This is a genomic window from Rania fehmarnensis (genome assembly GCF_056494185.1).
Window position 1 is genome coordinate 8,810,945 of sequence record NZ_CM151398.1, and the last position, 17,429, is coordinate 8,828,373.

General features: G+C 54.6%; 13 protein-coding genes. 2 read left to right on the forward strand and 11 right to left on the reverse strand.

Annotated features, from left to right (window positions below; genetic code table 11):
- The first annotated feature begins 56 nt into the window (after positions 1–56).
- Positions 57–1,226, forward strand: coding sequence for a sialidase family protein (locus tag SH573x_RS29785; protein WP_479351826.1), 1,170 nt, complete (start codon positions 57–59; stop codon positions 1,224–1,226).
- Positions 1,227–1,908: 682 nt separating this feature from the next.
- Here SH573x_RS29785 and SH573x_RS29790 read toward each other — a convergent pair.
- From SH573x_RS29790 to SH573x_RS29840, 11 genes are all read right to left on the reverse strand, one after another.
- Positions 1,909–2,298 carry a cytochrome C oxidase subunit IV family protein gene (locus SH573x_RS29790; RefSeq protein ID WP_479351828.1) on the reverse strand — a complete coding sequence of 130 codons (390 nt, stop codon included), beginning with the start codon at positions 2,296–2,298 and terminating at the stop codon, positions 1,909–1,911.
- Positions 2,299–2,306: 8 nt separating this feature from the next.
- Positions 2,307–3,431 carry a cytochrome c oxidase subunit 3 gene (locus SH573x_RS29795; protein WP_479351830.1) on the reverse strand — a complete coding sequence of 375 codons (1,125 nt, stop codon included), beginning with the start codon at positions 3,429–3,431 and terminating at the stop codon, positions 2,307–2,309.
- Between the two features lie 27 nt (positions 3,432–3,458).
- The gene (locus SH573x_RS29800) at positions 3,459–5,159 is read right to left on the reverse strand and encodes a cytochrome c oxidase subunit I (RefSeq protein WP_479351832.1); all 1,701 of its coding nucleotides are present in this window, start codon (positions 5,157–5,159) and stop codon (positions 3,459–3,461) included.
- Between the two features lie 101 nt (positions 5,160–5,260).
- Complete coding sequence (coxB, locus tag SH573x_RS29805) at positions 5,261–6,259, reverse strand: cytochrome c oxidase subunit II (protein ID WP_479351833.1); 999 nt, start codon at positions 6,257–6,259, stop codon at positions 5,261–5,263.
- Positions 6,256–7,203, reverse strand: a complete 948-nt coding sequence (locus SH573x_RS29810) for an SCO family protein (RefSeq protein WP_479351835.1) — start codon at positions 7,201–7,203, stop codon at positions 6,256–6,258. The genes coxB and SH573x_RS29810 overlap by 4 nt, the downstream gene beginning before the upstream one ends.
- Before the next feature lie 114 nt (positions 7,204–7,317).
- Positions 7,318–7,695: a hypothetical protein gene (locus SH573x_RS29815; RefSeq protein ID WP_479351837.1), complete on the reverse strand. Its 378-nt coding sequence runs from the start codon at positions 7,693–7,695 to the stop codon at positions 7,318–7,320.
- A 30-nt stretch (positions 7,696–7,725) separates the two neighbouring features.
- Entirely contained in the window at positions 7,726–8,958 is a 1,233-nt protein-coding gene (locus SH573x_RS29820; RefSeq protein ID WP_479351839.1) for a quinol:cytochrome C oxidoreductase, read from the reverse strand.
- A 163-nt stretch (positions 8,959–9,121) separates the two neighbouring features.
- Positions 9,122–10,525, reverse strand: coding sequence for a quinol:electron acceptor oxidoreductase subunit ActD (locus SH573x_RS29825; protein ID WP_479351840.1), 1,404 nt, complete (start codon positions 10,523–10,525; stop codon positions 9,122–9,124).
- Positions 10,526–10,711: 186 nt separating this feature from the next.
- Positions 10,712–12,136 (reverse strand): NrfD/PsrC family molybdoenzyme membrane anchor subunit, encoded by a 1,425-nt coding sequence (gene nrfD / locus SH573x_RS29830; RefSeq protein ID WP_479351842.1) that lies wholly within the window; start codon positions 12,134–12,136, stop codon positions 10,712–10,714.
- The gene (locus SH573x_RS29835) at positions 12,120–15,341 is read right to left on the reverse strand and encodes a TAT-variant-translocated molybdopterin oxidoreductase (RefSeq protein ID WP_479351843.1); all 3,222 of its coding nucleotides are present in this window, start codon (positions 15,339–15,341) and stop codon (positions 12,120–12,122) included. The genes nrfD and SH573x_RS29835 overlap by 17 nt, the downstream gene beginning before the upstream one ends.
- Positions 15,338–16,021, reverse strand: coding sequence for a cytochrome c3 family protein (locus tag SH573x_RS29840; protein WP_479351845.1), 684 nt, complete (start codon positions 16,019–16,021; stop codon positions 15,338–15,340). Before SH573x_RS29840 ends, SH573x_RS29835 begins: the two co-directional genes overlap by 4 nt.
- A 474-nt stretch (positions 16,022–16,495) precedes the next feature.
- Between SH573x_RS29840 and SH573x_RS29845 the strand changes: the two genes are divergently transcribed.
- Complete coding sequence (locus SH573x_RS29845; RefSeq protein ID WP_479351847.1) at positions 16,496–17,428, forward strand: formylmethanofuran--tetrahydromethanopterin N-formyltransferase; 933 nt, start codon at positions 16,496–16,498, stop codon at positions 17,426–17,428.
- Position 17,429: the final 1 nt, after the last annotated feature.

The window sequence follows — 17,429 nt, forward strand, 5'->3', positions numbered from 1 at the left end:
CGTTCCAGTCGAAACGTTCAAATCAAACGACCACACTTGTTCAGAAAGATACCTGCATGTTGCTCAAGATGAATCGTCGTTCGGCACTGGCGGCTTGTGTGGCACTGCCACTGGCGGCGCAAGCGGTTGGGCAGGAAGCAGGGGCCACTTCGCCGGTGAAGATCTTGGACACGCGAGTCATTAGTTGGAAACCGCCGCTGTATCATGGCTGGCCAACACTGGCGCGTCGCAAAAATGGTGAACTGCTGTTAGCTTTTTCTGGTGGTCGCGAACAACACGTGTGCCCTTTCGGTCGACTGGAATGGATGCGATCGAAGGATAACGGAGTTACGTGGGGCTGGCCTCAGGTGTTGTGTGATGGACCAATCGACGATCGCGATGCGGGCGTGGTGGAGACGGCGAAGGGTTCGATCCTGGTTACGACTTTCACCTCACTGGCTTACGAGTCGATGCTGGCCAAAGCGGAGAAGGCTAAGCCGGGTGAGCCAGGAGCGTTCGCCGATCCGAAGTTGGTCGATGAATGGCGAGCAGTGCACTCTCGCTTGACTTCGGAAGAACGCAAGCAGGAGTTGGGGTGCTACATGATGCGCTCCACCGATGGTGGTCGTACCTGGTCAGCTCGTTATGCGGTACCAGCCGACAGCCCACATGGTCCGATCACAACGCGTGATGGTCGCTTGCTATATCCTGGCAAGGACTTGTACGGTGATGGTCGCGTAGGAGTCTGCGAATCGACCGACGACGGGTTAAGCTGGCAGTGGTTAGCCACGTTCAAACCTCGGGCTGGAGATTCGACTGCGCAGTATCACGAGTTGCACGCAGTCGAAGCAGCTGATGGGACGCTGGTTTGTCAGATTCGCAACGAAAACAAAAACAACGATGGCGAAACCTTGCAGTGCGAATCGAGCGATGGCGGCAAGACTTGGACCGAACCGCACACAATCGGCGTGTGGGGCTTGCCTTCGCATTTATTGCGGCTGAGCGATGGACGACTATTGATGTCGTACGGTTATCGCCGCCAGCCCTTCGGCATTCAAGTACGAGTAAGCGAAGATCACGGCCGCCATTGGGGACCTGCCATTACGATCTCGAGCGATGGCGTAGGTGGAGATTTGGGTTACCCATCTACGGTTCAGTGCGATGATGGAACACTGGTGACCGTGTGGTATGAGGTGCTAAAGGATTCGCCCCTAGCGCAGCTTCGTCAGGCTCGGTGGGTAATGTAGAGCGGCTGTCCCCAGTCGCTCCGCACCTGCTTAGCATGTGTCTTCCGACCACGAGTCTGCGTGGTCTGTCCCGAATCTTCAGCTGGCCGACTTTTTGGCTCCCAAGCTGGCGTTTTTTCGACTGCCATTTTCACCAGCGCCGCCTCCGCGGGGACAGAGCTGGGGATGTAGAGCGGCTGTCCTCAGCCGCTCCGCACCTATTGAGCATGTCTCTTCCGACCACGAGTCTAGGTGCCTACGAACCTGGGGGTCTGTCCCCGAATTCAGGCTGATGCTAGCTAAAGAGGTTAAGCGGGCTGCGGCTGGAGTTTGGCTAGGACTTCAAGACGGTGCCGGGCACCGCACTCCAAAGAAACCAACGGTTTGAAGATACATGCTCAGCGAGTGCTGAGCGGCTGGGGACAACCGCTCTACGAACCCGGGATCTGTCCCCGAAGACTGGCCTGATGCTAGCTAAAGAGGGACGGCGGGCTGCGGTTGGAGTTTGGTTAGGACATCAAAGCGGTGCCGGGCACCGCACTCCAAAGAAACCAACGGTTTGAAGAAACATGCTCAGCGAGTGCTGAGCGGCTGGGGACAGCCGCTCTACGACTCGGGAGCGGGCTACGGTTGGAGTTGGGCTAGGACATCAAAGCGGTACCGAGGCACCGCACTCCAAAGAGGAGCGGGTGGGACTTCCGCGTTACGGAGTGGCTTCGACAGGTGGCGGTTGCAGTTCCACCGAGTCTTTGTAGTTATGAGCGTCCATCAAGGTAAAGCCCAAGAAGAGGGCCACGAAGATGAACGAACTGATGAAGACAATGGCATTGAAGGGCTTTTCGTGAATCATGTGCATGAAGAACAGAATCACTAGAGCTGCTTTAATTGTCGCTATAAACAACGACAGCCAAATTTCCATCGAACCGGTATCCAGCGTCGACTGGTACACGGTCACCCAAGTCAAAAAGACCAGAGCAAAGAAAACGGCTAGCAACTTCCATATGGCCATCGGGTGCGCGAAACCGTGATGTCCGTCATGGGCATGACCATGGTCATGTGCATGTTCGATCGCAGCAGTGGTGTTCTCGGACATCGGTACGCTCACTTAATCAGATACAAAAGTGGGAACAAGTAGATCCAAATCAAGTCAACCAAGTGCCAGTACAGACCCACGTAGTCCACAGGCCCAAAGTACTGCTCGTTGAAGTGATCTTTCGTGGCGCGAATCAAGAGCCAACCCATCACCAACATACCGCCAATGATGTGGATAGCGTGAACGCCAGTCATGCAATAGTAAATGCTGAAGAACAAACCCGCGCGACCCTTTTGGTCAACGTCGGCATCCGTTGGTTCACCAGGTTGGAAATCCTTCGATGCTTCGGTGTGAGCTTCGACGGATGTTCCGCCTTTGGCCGGTTCACCATGAGCAGTCTGATCCGCGTTCATTTTTTGGGCGTCTGCAACCTCATGAGCATGATCTGGCTCATGAGCACCAACTTCAGCATGACCACCCGCAGCCGCCAGGGCAGCCAGTTCGGCATCCTCCTGGGCTTGGAAGAACATGCCAATCCCAACGCCCACAAAGTAACACAGCGCAGTTGCCAGAAATGGCCCAGCAATTTCCGCAGTGGCTTTGTCCTTCTTCACCAGTGCCAGGGCGTACCAAGCGCCGAAGCCCACCGCGCACAGGGCAGGCAAAACGCTGAAGTAAATCAGCCACTTGGAAAGGCCTTCCTCGTGATGCTCACCGGCATGGGCCATTTGCGACTGATAAAAACCAGCGGTCAGCAAACCAATGTCCCACTTGTGCGAATACTCAATTGCCTTAACGCCCAAGAAGATGGCTGCACAGCCCAGCGTAATCGCCAGGCACACCACCAACCCGGTGCGTTGACGCATCTGAGCACAACGTACACCCCAAGCCATCGACAAGCTGCTAAATAGCAGCACGCCGGTATTGAATGCCCCCAGCTTCTCGTTGAGGAACTGACTGGAAAATTCAAATACGGCCGGATGCAAGCTGCGATACAGCGCATAGGCGCAGAACATGCCGCTGAAGAACAGCACTTCTGTAACCAGGAACAACCACATCCCTAGCTTGCCAGAGTCGAACTGCTGCTCCGGATCATCAAAGTGGTGAGCCTGAAAGGGCATGTGAGCATGGTCATGACCGTGCTGGTCATCATGCTCGGGCTGGTGCGTCGAAGGATCGAGAGTCGCAGACATTGTGTTTACGTTTGCTCGGTATGAGTACTAATGGGTAGGCGCTGGAACCGCTGGTTTTACATCGTGCCGGTATTCCCAACCCTTCTCAGGGCTGATGTAAACAAGCGGAGTAAAATCATACGGATCGTTGACGACTGGTGCATGTTCAAAGTTGTAATGCGGCGGTGGCGAATCGCAATGCCATTCGAGAGTGGAACCGCCCCAGGGATTGCGAGGTGCTTTGCGACCGGTGAAGATCGAAGAGATCAATACGCCCGCAGCGATCAACAGACCAAAGCCCAACAGGAAGGCACCGACGGTCGACATTTGATGGAGGAAGGTGAACTCCTCTTCGTACATCGCATAACGACGGGGCATGCCTTGGGTGCCCATCACAAACTGGGGCAAGAAGGTCAGATTGAAACCGACGAACACGGTTAGCGCAGAAACCTGGCCCCAGAATTCGTTGTACATCTTGCCGATCATCTTCGGCCACCAGTGGAAAATTCCACCGAGGAAAGCGATCAGCGTGCCACCCATCATCACGTAGTGGAAGTGGGCGACCACGAAGTAGGTATCGTGCAAGTGCCGGTCAGTTGACAGAGCACCCAAGAACAATCCAGTCAGACCGCCAATCGTGAACAAGAACAAGAAGACCAACGCATAACACATCGGCGTGGTCAGCTGAACCGTACCCTTGTACATCGTAAAGAGCCAGTTGAACACCTTGATGGCCGATGGAATCGACACGGTAAAGGTCAAAGCACTGAAGACGATCGTCGTCACTTCCGACATACCGCTGGTGAACATGTGGTGTCCCCAGACCAAGAATCCAAACAGAGCGATCGCAATCGAGCTGTATGCAATCAGGGTGTAACCGAAAATGGTCTTGTGGCTGTGGACGCTCATCAGTTCGCTGATGATACCCATGCCAGGCAGAATCATGATGTACACGGCAGGGTGCGAGTAGAACCAGAAAAAGTGCTGGAAGGCCACCGGATCACCGTTGAGTGCGGGATCGAAGATACCGATTTTTAGCAAGCGCTCGGCAGTCAGCAGCAGCACTGTAATACCCAGCACTGGCGTAGCCAGAACTTGGATAATCGACGTTGCATAAGTAGCCCAGAGGAACAACGGCATCTTGAACCAAGTCATCCCGGGTGGACGCATGGTGTTGATGGTAACGATGAAGTTCAATCCGGTGAAGATCGAGCTGAAGCCCAGAATGAACACACCCATGGTAGCGAAGACAACTGCGCCTTGAGCTTCGGTGGTAGTGCTGTATGGAGTGTAGAACGTCCAACCGGTATCCAGTCCGGTCAGCAGCAATGAGCACAGGAAGAAAACGGCGCCTGTCACCCACAAATAAAAGCTGCCTAAGTTCAGTCGCGGAAAGGCCACGTCTTTGGCACCCAGCATGACGGGCACCAGGAAGTTACCCAAGGCAGCCGGTACGCTGGGGATGATGAACAAGAACACCATGATCGCGCCGTGCAGCGTGAAGACCTGGTTGTAAACCTTGTTCGACATGAAGTGAACGCCAGGCGTCCACAACTCAGCTCGAATCGCCAAGGCCAACAAACCACCAGCGAAAAAGCTGGTTAGTACGCCAGCTAGATACATCAAGCCGATGCGTTTGTGGTCCAGGGTCAAAGCCCAAGACAAAAAGCCTTTGGTGACGTTGAGATAATTCGTCTCAGGCGAGTGTGCGTGCGCTGCGCCTGCACTGGGTGTTGCGACTGCGCTCATAACCATTAACCTCGTATCAGTATTGGGCCGACCGGCGGCCCGTAATTAAGCTAACTTGTATCTGAAATTTCAAATCTGAATTTGAAATTTAAAGTTGCGGCCTATTTGCCTTCGACCGGCGGGGCACCACCGTCCTTGAGCGACTGGATCAACGCGATTAGGGCGGTGATCTGCTCTTCCTTCAATTTACCCTGGTAAGACTGCATTTGGGAAGCTCGTTCGAAACCGACCCGCTTCTTACGCTGCGGTTCGAGGATCGATTCGCGAATGTAGTTTTCATCCATCTTGACCGAGCCACCACCGAACAGTTGCACTTCTCCGCCGAACGACTTGGAGAAGCTGGGGCCGACCACAACTTTACCTTCTTCCATCGAATGGCAACCCTTGCAGCCAACTCGATTGTAAAGCCACAGGCCGTGTTTGACCGGATCCTCAGGCGGCTTGTTAGCCTCATCTAGCCACTTAGCGTAAGCCGCTTCATCATGCACGGTTACATGGCTGAGCATATTGCTGTGCTTCTCGCCGCAGTACTCAGCACAGAAGATGTCGAAGGTGCCTTCTTTGATAGCTTCGAACCACATGGTCTGCACGCGCCCCGGAACCACATCCGTTTTGCAGCGGAAGGCCGGGATAAACATTGCATGCAATACGTCATCGGATCGCATCCGCAGACGCACAGCCTTATGGATCGGCACGTGCAGTTCGTCGGAAATAGCCCCGTTGGGATATTGGAAGGTCCAAGCCCATTTGCGAGCCGTCACGTTGATGTCAATCGTATCGGCCGGTGGACGCATCATGTCGAGATACCCTTCGGTGCCCCGCACGAAAATCCACACGACAATCAAGGTTGGTACGACAGTCCAAGTCACTTCCAGCAGGTTGTTATGCCAGGCTAGCGACGAGCCTTCGTAACCAGGTCGCCGGCGATACCAAATCACAAACAGCACCATGCATACTACAATCGGGATGAAAAATAGTAAGCAGATGTAGTAAATCAGCATGTAGAAGTCATCTACTTCTTTGGCGAAAGTAGACGCTTGCTCCGGAAACCATTGGGTCGCCGGCTTGTCAGCCAATAAGGGCCACGATTGCGGCATCATCTCTCATGTCTCGCAGTAAGTTGCGGATCTGTATCAATTGGTAAATGAGTATCGTTGTCGGCGCTCTGCACGCCAGTATTGTCAACTTGGTTGTCGTTCTGGGTTACCACAGCTACGCCCGGTTTGTTCTTGCTCGAAAACCAGAACGGTGCAATCAGCCCCAGCATCATCAACACCGTGACCCCAGCCGTGAAGCTGAGCAAACGTCGCCCGTCAGCGGTGTAGCGGTTGGCATCGGGATTATAGGAGTAGCACATCTGAACGAACGAGTCAGCCAAGCTCGCACCGAGTTTGCCTTCGCTGGCATCGTTAAGAGCAAACTTGAATTGTTCGGGTTCCTCGCGTAGCGACAGGAAGTACCGACAAATGCGACCTTCGGGACTGATAAAGTAAGTCACCGACGCGTGGCTGTAACGCTTGCTGGCCTTGTCGTAGGAGTAACGGAACCCCAGTGCGTTGGCCAGCGCAGTAATCGACTTCTGCTGGCCAGTGAGGAAGTGCCAGCCTTGCTCAGCCCCAGGCTCTGCCAACAAATTCACGTACTTCTTTTTGGTCATGGCGGCCTTGGTAAACGACTCGGTCGGATCAATACTGACCGAAATCATGTCGAACTTGTCACCAATTCCGGCACCATTCATTTCGCGCAGGGTATCGACCAGGTTCTCGAGTTGGGCCATGCACAGGCCTGGGCAATCCGAGTAATTCATCGTCAGCACGATCGGCTTGCCAGGCTTGAAGTAACGTTGCAGTGGAGCCGGGTTACCTCGTTCGTCATTGAATAAGAGGTTCAGTGGAATGAATTCTCCCACACGATCCTCGACCTCGATGCCTTGAGCGGACATCGGCAGGTTGTCCTTCAACATCTGCGCATGCGCGGTGCCGGGCAAAGTGGTCAAAGCCACTGCCAGCCAAACGATTGCGTTGATAGTTGAGAAGGTATTCATGGTTTTAAACGAACTGGTTAAGACTGTTGGTTTACCGGGCTGCCATGACTTCGCCACAGCGAACGCGATCGTGTAGCGAGATCAGGGGGAACCGTGGCTAACGCCAGCGGCTTACTACGTGTTGGGAGCTGGCTTAGGCGATTTACTTTTGACTTGTTCGAGCAGCATCGCCTCGGCCTTTTCAACTGGGATGTACCAGCGTTGGGCTTTAACCGGTGGCGCGGGTTGGCTGGGAGGTGCTGCACCGTCTGCAGGCGGCGGTGGGGGTAGTTCAATTTCGACGTGGTCGTACTTGGCCAGCGAATCTCGCTGCGATTGCAGAATATCCTCCGAAGAGGTGTAGCTCTGCTTGATCAGCTTGGAATCCTCTTGCCAATCAATCCAATTATAGGTCAGGGCTTGCAGGAGCAAGACCGTGATGGCTAGCAGGATGACGCTCATGAACGTCAAGTATCCGAGCGTTCCGGTGTTTAGGTCGTCGTAACGTGCCATGATTTATAGGACTCGTGTCTCGCTCGTAGGTTACATAACGTGATAGCTGAGCGATTCCGGCACCCAGGGGTTGCGTTTGGCAACCAGCGGCACAGAACCAGCTCGAATGATCAGCAGCGACAGGAAGACGGAAATCATGCCTACTGCACAAACCGCATGGGACAACCACATCATCACCGAAGTTGGTCCGGTTTGTGGCATAACCATGTAAGTGTGATCCATCCAGTGCATTGCTAGCAGGAATACAGCCCAAACGCACATCGCGGTTCGGTTGCGGCGGACGTGGCGAGACAGTAGGCCCAGCATCGGAAAGGCAAAGTGTCCCAGGATCAAGACAATTCCGACGTATCCCCAACCGTTGCTCAAACTCATGCGAGTATTGAACCACAGAGTTTCTTCAGGAATATTGGCATACCAAATCAACATAAACTGGCTGAAGGTGATGTAGGACCAGAAGAACACAAAACCAAACAGGAACTTGCTCATGTCGTGGAAGTGCTCCACGTTAACGTACTTCAGCACGCGGCCATTCTTTTGCAAGGCTGCGAAGGTCAAGATCATAAAGGCGTAGAAGCCCATCATACTGCCGGCGAAGATGTACACGCCAAACATAGTGCTGAACCAAACTGGCTCGAGCGACATGACCCAGTCAAAAGCGGCAAAGTTCAAAGCCAGAGCAAACAACATGATGCCGGGACCAGCATATCGCTGGAGCTTTAGCGTTATCTCGGCACTGCCAGTTTCATCTTGCTCGCGACTCTTGGCATAGAAATAGGAGGCAGCGATCACCCACACCCCAAAGTAAACCAGGGCTCGAAGTGTGAAGAACTTGCCTTCAAAATAAAACAACTTGCCTTCCGACAGAGTCGATTCGGACGAGTTCCAAGGGTACAGCGAACCACTGTCGGTCAGGAGCACCATGGCAATAATCGGCAAGAACAGCACGGCCCACCAGGCGACGTTCACCGCCAAGATCTCTGCGACCCGACGTACCGTGGCACACCAACCAGCGCGTGCCAGGTTGGTCACCATCACAAAGAACAACGCTCCGATACAGAACGTCAGGCAGAACATGTAGTTGCACAAATACGAGTGCAGGAACGTACGAAATCCCACCAAGCGTTGGTCCGGAGGACCACCCAAGTAGCTCAAGCCCAAGCTAACCAGAATTGAAACCGCACCCACGGCCATCAGCACAGGTGCTGCGGCTCGCCAGTGAGTGGGCAGCGAATCGTCGTCATTGATTACAGTCGTGGCAGCCATGTTTTTGCCTAAGCGTGCATTACTTCAATTTTTCTCGGCACAGGCTGGAAGCCTGTGCCACGTTTTCTCAACACAGGCTGGAAGCCTATGCCACATCTTTTCTACACAGGCTGGAAGCCTATGCCACATCTTTATCAACACAGGCTGGAAGCCTGTGCCACATTTATTTCGTAACGGTTGTTAACTTCTCTTTTTGAGCCGGTGGTATGGCGTCTTCGGGGGCGTTGCGACTGAGTTGCAGGGCACGCACGTAGAGCACGATAGCCCAACGTTCCTTGGCACTCAAAACATTCCCGTACGCGCCCATCTTGCCGCGACCATTAGTAATGGTGTGGAAGATCTTGCCAACCGGCTGTTCTTGAATGCGTGGTTCGTGCAAGCTGGTCGGTTGCACCCAATAGCCTTGAGCCAGCTCGGTGGCACGTTGATTGACCAAGCCGGTACCATCGCCCGGAATACCGTGACAGACTGAGCAATTCGTGTTGTACTTCAACTTGCCCAGAGCCATCATCTTTTCGTCTGCATCATCAAAGGGGAACTCTTTCACCCAAGGCAGTTCGGGCTCTGCCGCGGCAGGTGCGGCCGCCGATGGAGCAGCAGGCGCAGCAGCCTGTGCATCTTGAGCGGGAGCAACCGCCGCAGGATCAGCCGGTTTGGCAGGGTCTTGGTTGGCCAAGCTAACCATGCGTATCGCTGAAGGAGCTGCGTCCAAGGCTACTTCTTGGGGCGTGTAACCCAGTTCATATGGGTCGCTGGTGCCTATATCGCCACGAGCCACTGTGCCAGCCACCGGCGGACGCGATGCGCGACCATCGGCGAAAATCGTTGTCGTCTGTTGCGCCTTCTTCTTGGGTTGGAAGTCCATGTCGAAGAACACGTGCAAGCGTGGATACTCGCTCTGCGAAGCTCGCATGCGCAAGACCACCGCAGCCGGCAGCAAGCCAATCAACATGATCGCCGCGATCGTCTTCCATAGGAACGATGGCACGTGATCGGAGCTCTCGTCTTCGCGAACAACTTCCAAGCTCAGCGGACTGGTGCTCTCGAGCAGCGCCTTAACTTTTTCCGAATTGAAATAGCGATCACGCGAATCGACCCACAGGAAAAAGCGGTCGTCCGTAGCGCGATCAAAACGTGGATTGGTAAACACCGGATTGCTGAACTTGGGTAAACCGTTCAGCAAAATCATCGAGATCACGGTCGAGAAGGCACTAAAGAGAATCGTGCACTCGAACATGACCGGGATAAAAGCCGGCAGCGAAAAGTAAGGCTTGCCCGAGATGATGTATTTGTAACTGACCGCATTCATCCAGTACTCCATGATCAGAGCACCGGTCAAACCAGTCAAACCAAAACAGAGCACAATCCAAGGCAACACGGTTGGCTTGATACCCAACGCTTCATCGATGCCGTGCACCGGAAAAGGTGCGAAAGCGTCGGTGCGGGTATAGCCCGAATCACGGACCTTGCGGCACGCCTCAATCAAGTGAGTATCGTCCGCGTACTCCGCCATCCAACCGTATGATCGCGGTGGAGTGATCTTCTTTTCTTTCTTTGGACTACTCATATTCAACAGTCGCGGTTAGTGGCTGGACCTGCCAGGATTAGTTTTTTCGCTCTGAGCCGAAGCTCGGGGATGGCTTATCAAACTTGATGCAACACAGGCTGGAAGCCTATGCCACACTTTGCGACACAGGCTGGACGCCTGTGCCACAACTTCTCGACACAGGCTGGAAGCCTATGCCACATTTTCTTAGTGATGGTCATCGTGGCCGTGGGCGGCGTGTTCGGCATGCCGCTGGATAGCCAGTACCCCTTTAACTTCGGAGATGGCTACCACCGGTAAGTACCGGCAGAACAAACAAAACAACGTAAAGAAAATTCCAAAGCTGCCGATGAGCATCAGGATGTCGAATATTGTCGGACTGTAATAACCCCAGCTCGACGGCAAGAAGTCGCGACTGAGCGAGGTTACGGTAATCACAAAACGTTCGAACCACATACCAATGTTGACGAAGATCGAGACGATCCACATCGCCACCACGTTGGTGCGGAAGTAGCGGAACCAGAATAGCTGCGGCGATATCACGTTGCAGCTAAACATAATCCAGTAAGCCCACCAGTAAGGACCGAAGGCACGGTTCCAGAACGTGAAGAACTCAAACGGGTTACCCGAATACCAGGCGATGAAGAACTCAGTGGTGTACGCCAGTCCAACCATGGAACCAGTGGCCAGAATGATCTTGTTCATGTTCTCCAAGTGGCGAACAGTGATCAGATCCTTCAGTCCATAGATGGCTCGCACCGGCACCAACAAAGTGACCACCATACCGAAACCGCTGAAAATCGCCCCAGCCACGAAGTACGGCGGGAAGATCGTCGTATGCCAACCAGGAAGTTGCGAAACAGCGAAGTCAAAGCTAACGACCGTGTGCACCGAGAGCACCAGCGGTGTAGCCAAAGCGGCCAGAATCGTATACGCCTTTTCATAGCGCATCCAGTGACGCGATGAACCACTCCATCCCAAACACAGGATGCCGTAGATCATCCGTCGCCACTTGTTGGTCGAACGATCGCGGAAAGTCGCCAGGTCAGGGATCATGCCCATGTACCAGAAGACCAACGAGGTCGAAGCGTATGTACCAACGGCGAACACGTCCCACAGCAGAGGACTGCGGAACTGAGGCCACATCCACAGATTCAAACTCGGGTACGGCGTCAGCCAGAAAGCCAGCCAGGCACGACCCACGTGAATACCAGGGAAGATACCGGCGCAAACGACCGCAAAGATCGTCATGGCTTCGGCAGCCCGGTTGATACTCGTGCGCCAGTTCTGTCGGAAGAGGAACAAAATAGCCGAGATCAGCGTACCGGCGTGACCGATACCAACCCAGAACACGAAGTTCACGATTGGCCAAGCCCAGTAAACCGGGGCCATGTTACCCCAGATACCAACGCCCTTATAAAACAACCAACCCACACAGCCCACGAACATCGAGGCCAGGCACACAGCCGGCAAGAACGTGAACCACCAAATGGCTGGCTGCTTCTCTTCCGAGATGCGAGCCACCATGCGGGTCACCGAACCATAGTCCTGGTTGCCCGTAACCAGCGGAGTGCGCCGGCCGGGGGTATCGATGGTGTTATCGATATATGGAGTACTAGCTATGCTCGCCATGACCCTCGCCAGATTCGTGTGCGGGTGAATGATGTCCTTCAGCCTTTTGATCGGCTGTCTTCAGACGGGGATGAATGTTGCGGACTCGAGCCAGGTACAACGTACGCGGCTTGATGTTCAATTCTTCCAACATGGCGTAGTTGCGCGGATCTTTTTGTAAGCGCGATACGCGAGTGGAGGGATCTTTAATATCACCAAAGACAATAGCCTGAGTCGGGCAAGCGACCTGGCAAGCCGATTGAATCTCGCCGTCTTCGACACGACGACCTTCGGTGCGAGCGTGAATCTTGCCAGCCTGAACGCGCTGGATACAGTACGAACACTTCTCCATCACACCACGACCGCGAACGCTGACGTCGGGGTTGAGAACCAGTTGCTGCAGCTTGCGATTGGCTTGCTCACGCCAGTCTTGCCAGCCGTAGAAGTAACCGTATTCCGTGTTGTAGTTGAAGTAATTGAAGCGCCGAACTTTGTACGGACAGTTATTACCACAATAACGCGTGCCGATGCAACGGTTGTAAGCCATCGCATTGATGCCTTCTTCGGTGTGAACCGTCGCGGCCACCGGACAGACTTGCTCGCACGGGGCTGTCTCGCAATGCACGCAGGCCACCGGTTGATAAACGATCTTGGGTGCAGCTGGATTGCCCGAATAATAACGGTCGATGCGAATCCAATGCATTTCGCGGTTGCGTGAAATTTGCTCTTTGCCAACAACCGGAATATTATTCTCCGACTGACAGGCAACCACGCAAGAATTGCAACCGATACACTTGTTCAAATCGATCGTCATGCCCCACTGATAAGGCACTGTATCATCGTTTTCGAGCGTATCAATTGGCTCCTTCCAAAGCGAGCCGTGCTCAGGATGGTGAATACCTTTGTGCTCGATAAACTCGTGACCACCTTCGGTGATCTGCTCCAACGTACCTTCGCGGATCAGCTGATGTGACCGCTTGGACGTTTCGGTCGCACCCAACTCATCAATAGCAAAGTGATCTTGAGTGGTGGCCAATTTGTACGGCACCGACGTCGGCGTGATGGTCACGTTCTTGAGCACATACATAGCGCCGGTGGTGCGCAGTGGAGCCACGCTCTTACCAACCACCGCGTTCTTGCCTTCACCTAGCCCGCCGCACACGCGACCATAACCAATCGCAATGGCCACCGAGCCATTGGCCTGGCCAGGCACTTCGAAGACAGGCACTTGAATCTGACCGTCACCCGAGCGCACAACCACCATTTCGCCGTGCTTGACACCCAGCGCCTTGGCAGTGGCAGGACCCAGCAATGCAGCATTATCCCACACCAGCTTGGTTGTTACTTGCGGCAACTCTTGCAGCCACACGTTATTAATAAAGCGACCATCGTACATCACGTCGCTGGGATACAGCACCGCTTCGAATCGCTTGTCATCGATCTTGACAGTGTCGATGGCTCCATCAACCAGTGGCGCCGCAACATCGCCGCTAACAGCCAGTGCGTCGCTCTTGACGTTCTTGACGTAACCATCATGCAGAGCTTCGCTCCAACCGCGATCGGTCAGACCACTTGCCATAGTAGCCGCTGTCTTCTTCACCAAGTCCACTGCCGCGACGTCCGTCACTCCAGTTAACAAGGCTACGATCTCAGCCAATGACTTGCCACTGAGCAGCGGTTCGATTTGAGGCTGGCAAATGCCATAGCTGCCGTCAACGCCGCGCACATCACCCCAGCTCTCAAGAGGATGGGCGGTGGGCAGAGCCCACGCACAGACTTCAGCCGTTTCGTCGGCATAGTCCGTGGCGTACACCGTGTTAGGAATGTCTTTTAGCGCCTGCGCCAACTTCACATCGGCCGGTGCGGTATAGACCGGGTTGTCACCCAGAATCCACACGGTATCAAATGCTTTGCCGCTAGCCTTGGTGGTAAAGTCGGCCAGCGTAACCGGTTTGGCCCCTTCGACCACGGATCGCGAAGGCATGAGCAACATGGTCTTGCCCACGTTCTCAAGCTTTTGGTTGATGCGAATCGCGCTCAGCTGAACATTCAGCGGTAGGTGAGCACCAACCGAAACCAGCGAGGCTCCTTTGTGCTTGAACAGGTCTTCGGCAATCGCTTCGATCGCTCGCGTCACTTGTTCTTCTGGCTCGACTTCGTCGTAAGCTTTGTCAGCCTCAGCCGCTTCGACGGGCTTGGCACCGGCGATCAGCTCATCGACACGCTTCTCAACCTTGGCCAAGAAGGCTTCGATTTCGGTGGTACGTACAGGCATGCGGAAGTCGGCGGCAGCGCCCGTCACGCTGTAGCGACTTTCAATCACGTACAGCCGATTCATCGTAGCCGGATCAGGCGAGCGACCTTTGGAGAACTGACGCGAGTAGACCACCGAGTGCGGGTCGATGCCCAGCAGATCGCTATCGAAACAGCAGATAAACTTGGCAGCGGACAAATCGAGCAAGAGCTCGGCCGGTTGACCTGCGGCTTGGGCGCACGCCGCATCCACGGCTGTAGTATCGATGCTCGAATAGTTGACCAACGTCGCTTCGGGCATGGCCTTGAGGGCTTCGCCTACCAAACGATTAATCGTTGGCGAGAGCGAAGGAGCCATAACGATTGCTAGCGACTTGCCGTTATTGGCCTTGAGAGCAGTCGCTCGCTCGCCGGCGAACTTAGCAAACGCATCCCAATCCGCTTTGGCAACAGCTTTGCCATCACGAGTCAGCACCGAGTCCAAGCGATCTGGGTCGTAGAGGCCCAAGATGCAGGCTTGCGTGAACACATCCGAGCCTGCGCTAGCAAAGCGCGCATTGACCTGGCTCAGATCGTTCGGCTCGCTGGCCTTCATGATCGGATGCTGGGGATTGCCATCGACCTTCAGCGGACGACCTTCGTAGTTGCTGATGATCGCGTGCACCGCGCGGCCAGCCAATTGGAAATTGGTCGCGTAGTGCTTGGCAATGCCAGGGTTAGTATTTTGTGGACGAACCACGAAGGACGCGATTTGATCGGGTCCATAGCGGCATCCGGCGACGCCACCGAGAGCCAGTGAAGCACTCATCAGCTTCAACCAGCGCCGGCGCGATACGCCTTCGGGAAATTCCGAAGCTGCTTGCGGAAACTCGCGCTGCAGGAATTGATTAAATTCAGCAGTGCCTTCGAGCTCCGAAAGACTTCGCCAATAATCTTGCTTGCCGACTTTCGTCGAAGATTCAGCTACGCTCATCGGTGACAAACCGCACAGTTGTTTTTGGGATGAATATTGTTTTCTTCCTGCAGCTGCTTACCGAGCTCTTCAGGATTTTCAGTTTTCCAATCCAGCTTGGTTACGAATTCCACTGGACGCAGATTGGGAGCAGGATTGTTATGGCAGTCGACGCACCAGGCCATCGACAACTCCTTGGCTTGCCCGACGCGTTCCATCGTATCGATGCGTCCGTGGCAAACCACGCAACTCACACCGCGCGTAACGTGGGCAGCGTGATTGAAGAACACAAAGTCCGGCAGGCGGTGAATACGCTTCCAAGGAATTGACTTGCCTGTTTCCCAACTTTGATGCACAGCCTTTAGCTTGGAACTGGTCGGATGCACGGCCGCCAACTTGGGCGTGCTGGTCTTGGGATCCAGCGGGCTATGACAATTGATGCAGGTTGACGTGGCCGGAACAGTTGCGTGCGCACCTTTATCGACACCCGTGTGACAGTAGCGGCAATCCATTTTCAGTTTGCCAGCATGAATCACGTGGCTGAAAGGCACCGGTTGCTCGGGCGCGTAGCCCGGATTAAGGGTCGCATCGTCGGTTGCTCCGAGAAACAGAGTGCCGCCGTAACCGGCGCCGCCCAACAGCAACAAACCAAGCACCGGCAGGAACTTGTTGACCCAGCGAGGAAAGAGAAATCGGTTCATTTATTTCGCATTGCTCTCGTAGCTAGTTTCCACCAACCAGCGTGAAAGGAACGTGCACTGACTCGAAGACTGCCCTGCGGGGGTGATATGAGGATATCGTCGGAGGAGGTTTCCCCAGCGGGACAGGAGCGCGTGGTCTACTGACCAGTGTCTCCCTCCCACAAATCGGATGTGCGGACGGTTCTACTGATCAGAAGTTGCCCAGTATCGTACCCGCAGGCACTTTTGTTCAATAGCACCTGACACTACGCGACAAATGGTCGCACAGTCATGTGCGCATCAAACTGCCCAAGCCGCCAAACTCAACGAGCGAGCGCAAGTGTCCTAATTTCCACCCAAATTGCCAAGGGGGTAGCCAGGGCCCGCCTCGAACTTGGTAGATTTTTGGCAAGCACATCCCGGCGCTTCAGCAAGGCTTGGCTACGGGGAAAGATTTTTACTTTCATTTGATTCCAGTTAAGAGTCGGCCAACTCATGATCCAAGATCGCCAACAACTTGTCGAAGATACCTATGCCGAAGCCTTTCGCAGTATTTATGCAGAATTTCTGATCACCGCTCGCGACCGCAAGTGGCTGGAGAATTGCTGCCATAAAGTTACTGGGCATGCCACGAGCACAATCATGTGCGATTCGGAGGTTGGGGTGGTAAAGTTTGTCGATGGAACATCCGCTGGCGAAGTTACGCCAGATGGTCGAGTGGGAGCGATCGTGCAGGTTCACGTGCCGAGATTTCGCAAAGATCGCGTCGAGCATTTGGAGAAGGTCTTGTTGGCGCGCATTGGCCAGAATGTGCTGCCCTGTCCGACTGCGCGCTGCTTCAATCGCCTTGATACCGATCCGTATTTCAAGCTGGGCCGCAAAGTCGCTTTCTTCGGCGATGGTCATCAATTTCGCGACCAGCGTTACGGGACATTGGGCTGGGTAGTACCGACGATGGGCGGCGAGTTCTATCTGACCCGGCGCTTTGGATTTCGCGATGGCATCATGGGCGGCAATTTGTGGTTCATGGCCACGAGCGAAGACGCAGCGATCGATGCCGCCGAGCGCGCCGCTGCGGCCGCCGCCAAATGCGACGACTGCGTCCTGACATTCCCCGGTGGAGTGGCCGCCAGCGCCTCCAAGGCGGGCAGCCGTTATAGCTTTTTGATTGCCAGCACCTATGCCGAGTATTGTCCGACGCTCAAATCAAAACTGGGACAGGCTTCTCGCGTACCCGATGGAGTCGAGTCGATTATGGAAATTGTCATCAACGGCAGTTCGCTGCAGGCTGTCGCGGACGCAACTTACGCCGCGATCGATGCCGCGCTGCCCACTCCCGGCCTGGTGCGCATCACCGCCGGCAACTACGGCGGTCGTTTAGGCAAGAGCTTTATTTACTTGTACCCAGAAAAACAACCCATAGCATAGG

What these genes read in the sequence shown, in the direction of transcription:
- SH573x_RS29825 (WP_479351840.1), bottom strand. Translation starts at nt 10,525, where the DNA reads ATGAGTAGTCCAAAGAAAGAAAAGAAGATCACTCCACCGCGATCATAC.
- SH573x_RS29790 (WP_479351828.1), bottom strand. Translation starts at nt 2,298, where the DNA reads ATGTCCGAGAACACCACTGCTGCGATCGAACATGCACATGACCATGGT.
- SH573x_RS29815 (WP_479351837.1), bottom strand. Translation starts at nt 7,695, where the DNA reads ATGGCACGTTACGACGACCTAAACACCGGAACGCTCGGATACTTGACG.
- SH573x_RS29835 (WP_479351843.1), bottom strand. Translation starts at nt 15,341, where the DNA reads ATGAGCGTAGCTGAATCTTCGACGAAAGTCGGCAAGCAAGATTATTGG.
- SH573x_RS29820 (WP_479351839.1), bottom strand. Translation starts at nt 8,958, where the DNA reads ATGGCTGCCACGACTGTAATCAATGACGACGATTCGCTGCCCACTCAC.
- nrfD (WP_479351842.1), bottom strand. Translation starts at nt 12,136, where the DNA reads ATGGCGAGCATAGCTAGTACTCCATATATCGATAACACCATCGATACC.
- coxB (WP_479351833.1), bottom strand. Translation starts at nt 6,259, where the DNA reads ATGATGCCGCAATCGTGGCCCTTATTGGCTGACAAGCCGGCGACCCAA.
- SH573x_RS29840 (WP_479351845.1), bottom strand. Translation starts at nt 16,021, where the DNA reads ATGAACCGATTTCTCTTTCCTCGCTGGGTCAACAAGTTCCTGCCGGTG.
- SH573x_RS29810 (WP_479351835.1), bottom strand. Translation starts at nt 7,203, where the DNA reads ATGAATACCTTCTCAACTATCAACGCAATCGTTTGGCTGGCAGTGGCT.
- SH573x_RS29795 (WP_479351830.1), bottom strand. Translation starts at nt 3,431, where the DNA reads ATGTCTGCGACTCTCGATCCTTCGACGCACCAGCCCGAGCATGATGAC.
- SH573x_RS29800 (WP_479351832.1), bottom strand. Translation starts at nt 5,159, where the DNA reads ATGAGCGCAGTCGCAACACCCAGTGCAGGCGCAGCGCACGCACACTCG.
- SH573x_RS29845 (WP_479351847.1), top strand. Translation starts at nt 16,496, where the DNA reads ATGATCCAAGATCGCCAACAACTTGTCGAAGATACCTATGCCGAAGCC.
- SH573x_RS29785 (WP_479351826.1), top strand. Translation starts at nt 57, where the DNA reads ATGTTGCTCAAGATGAATCGTCGTTCGGCACTGGCGGCTTGTGTGGCA.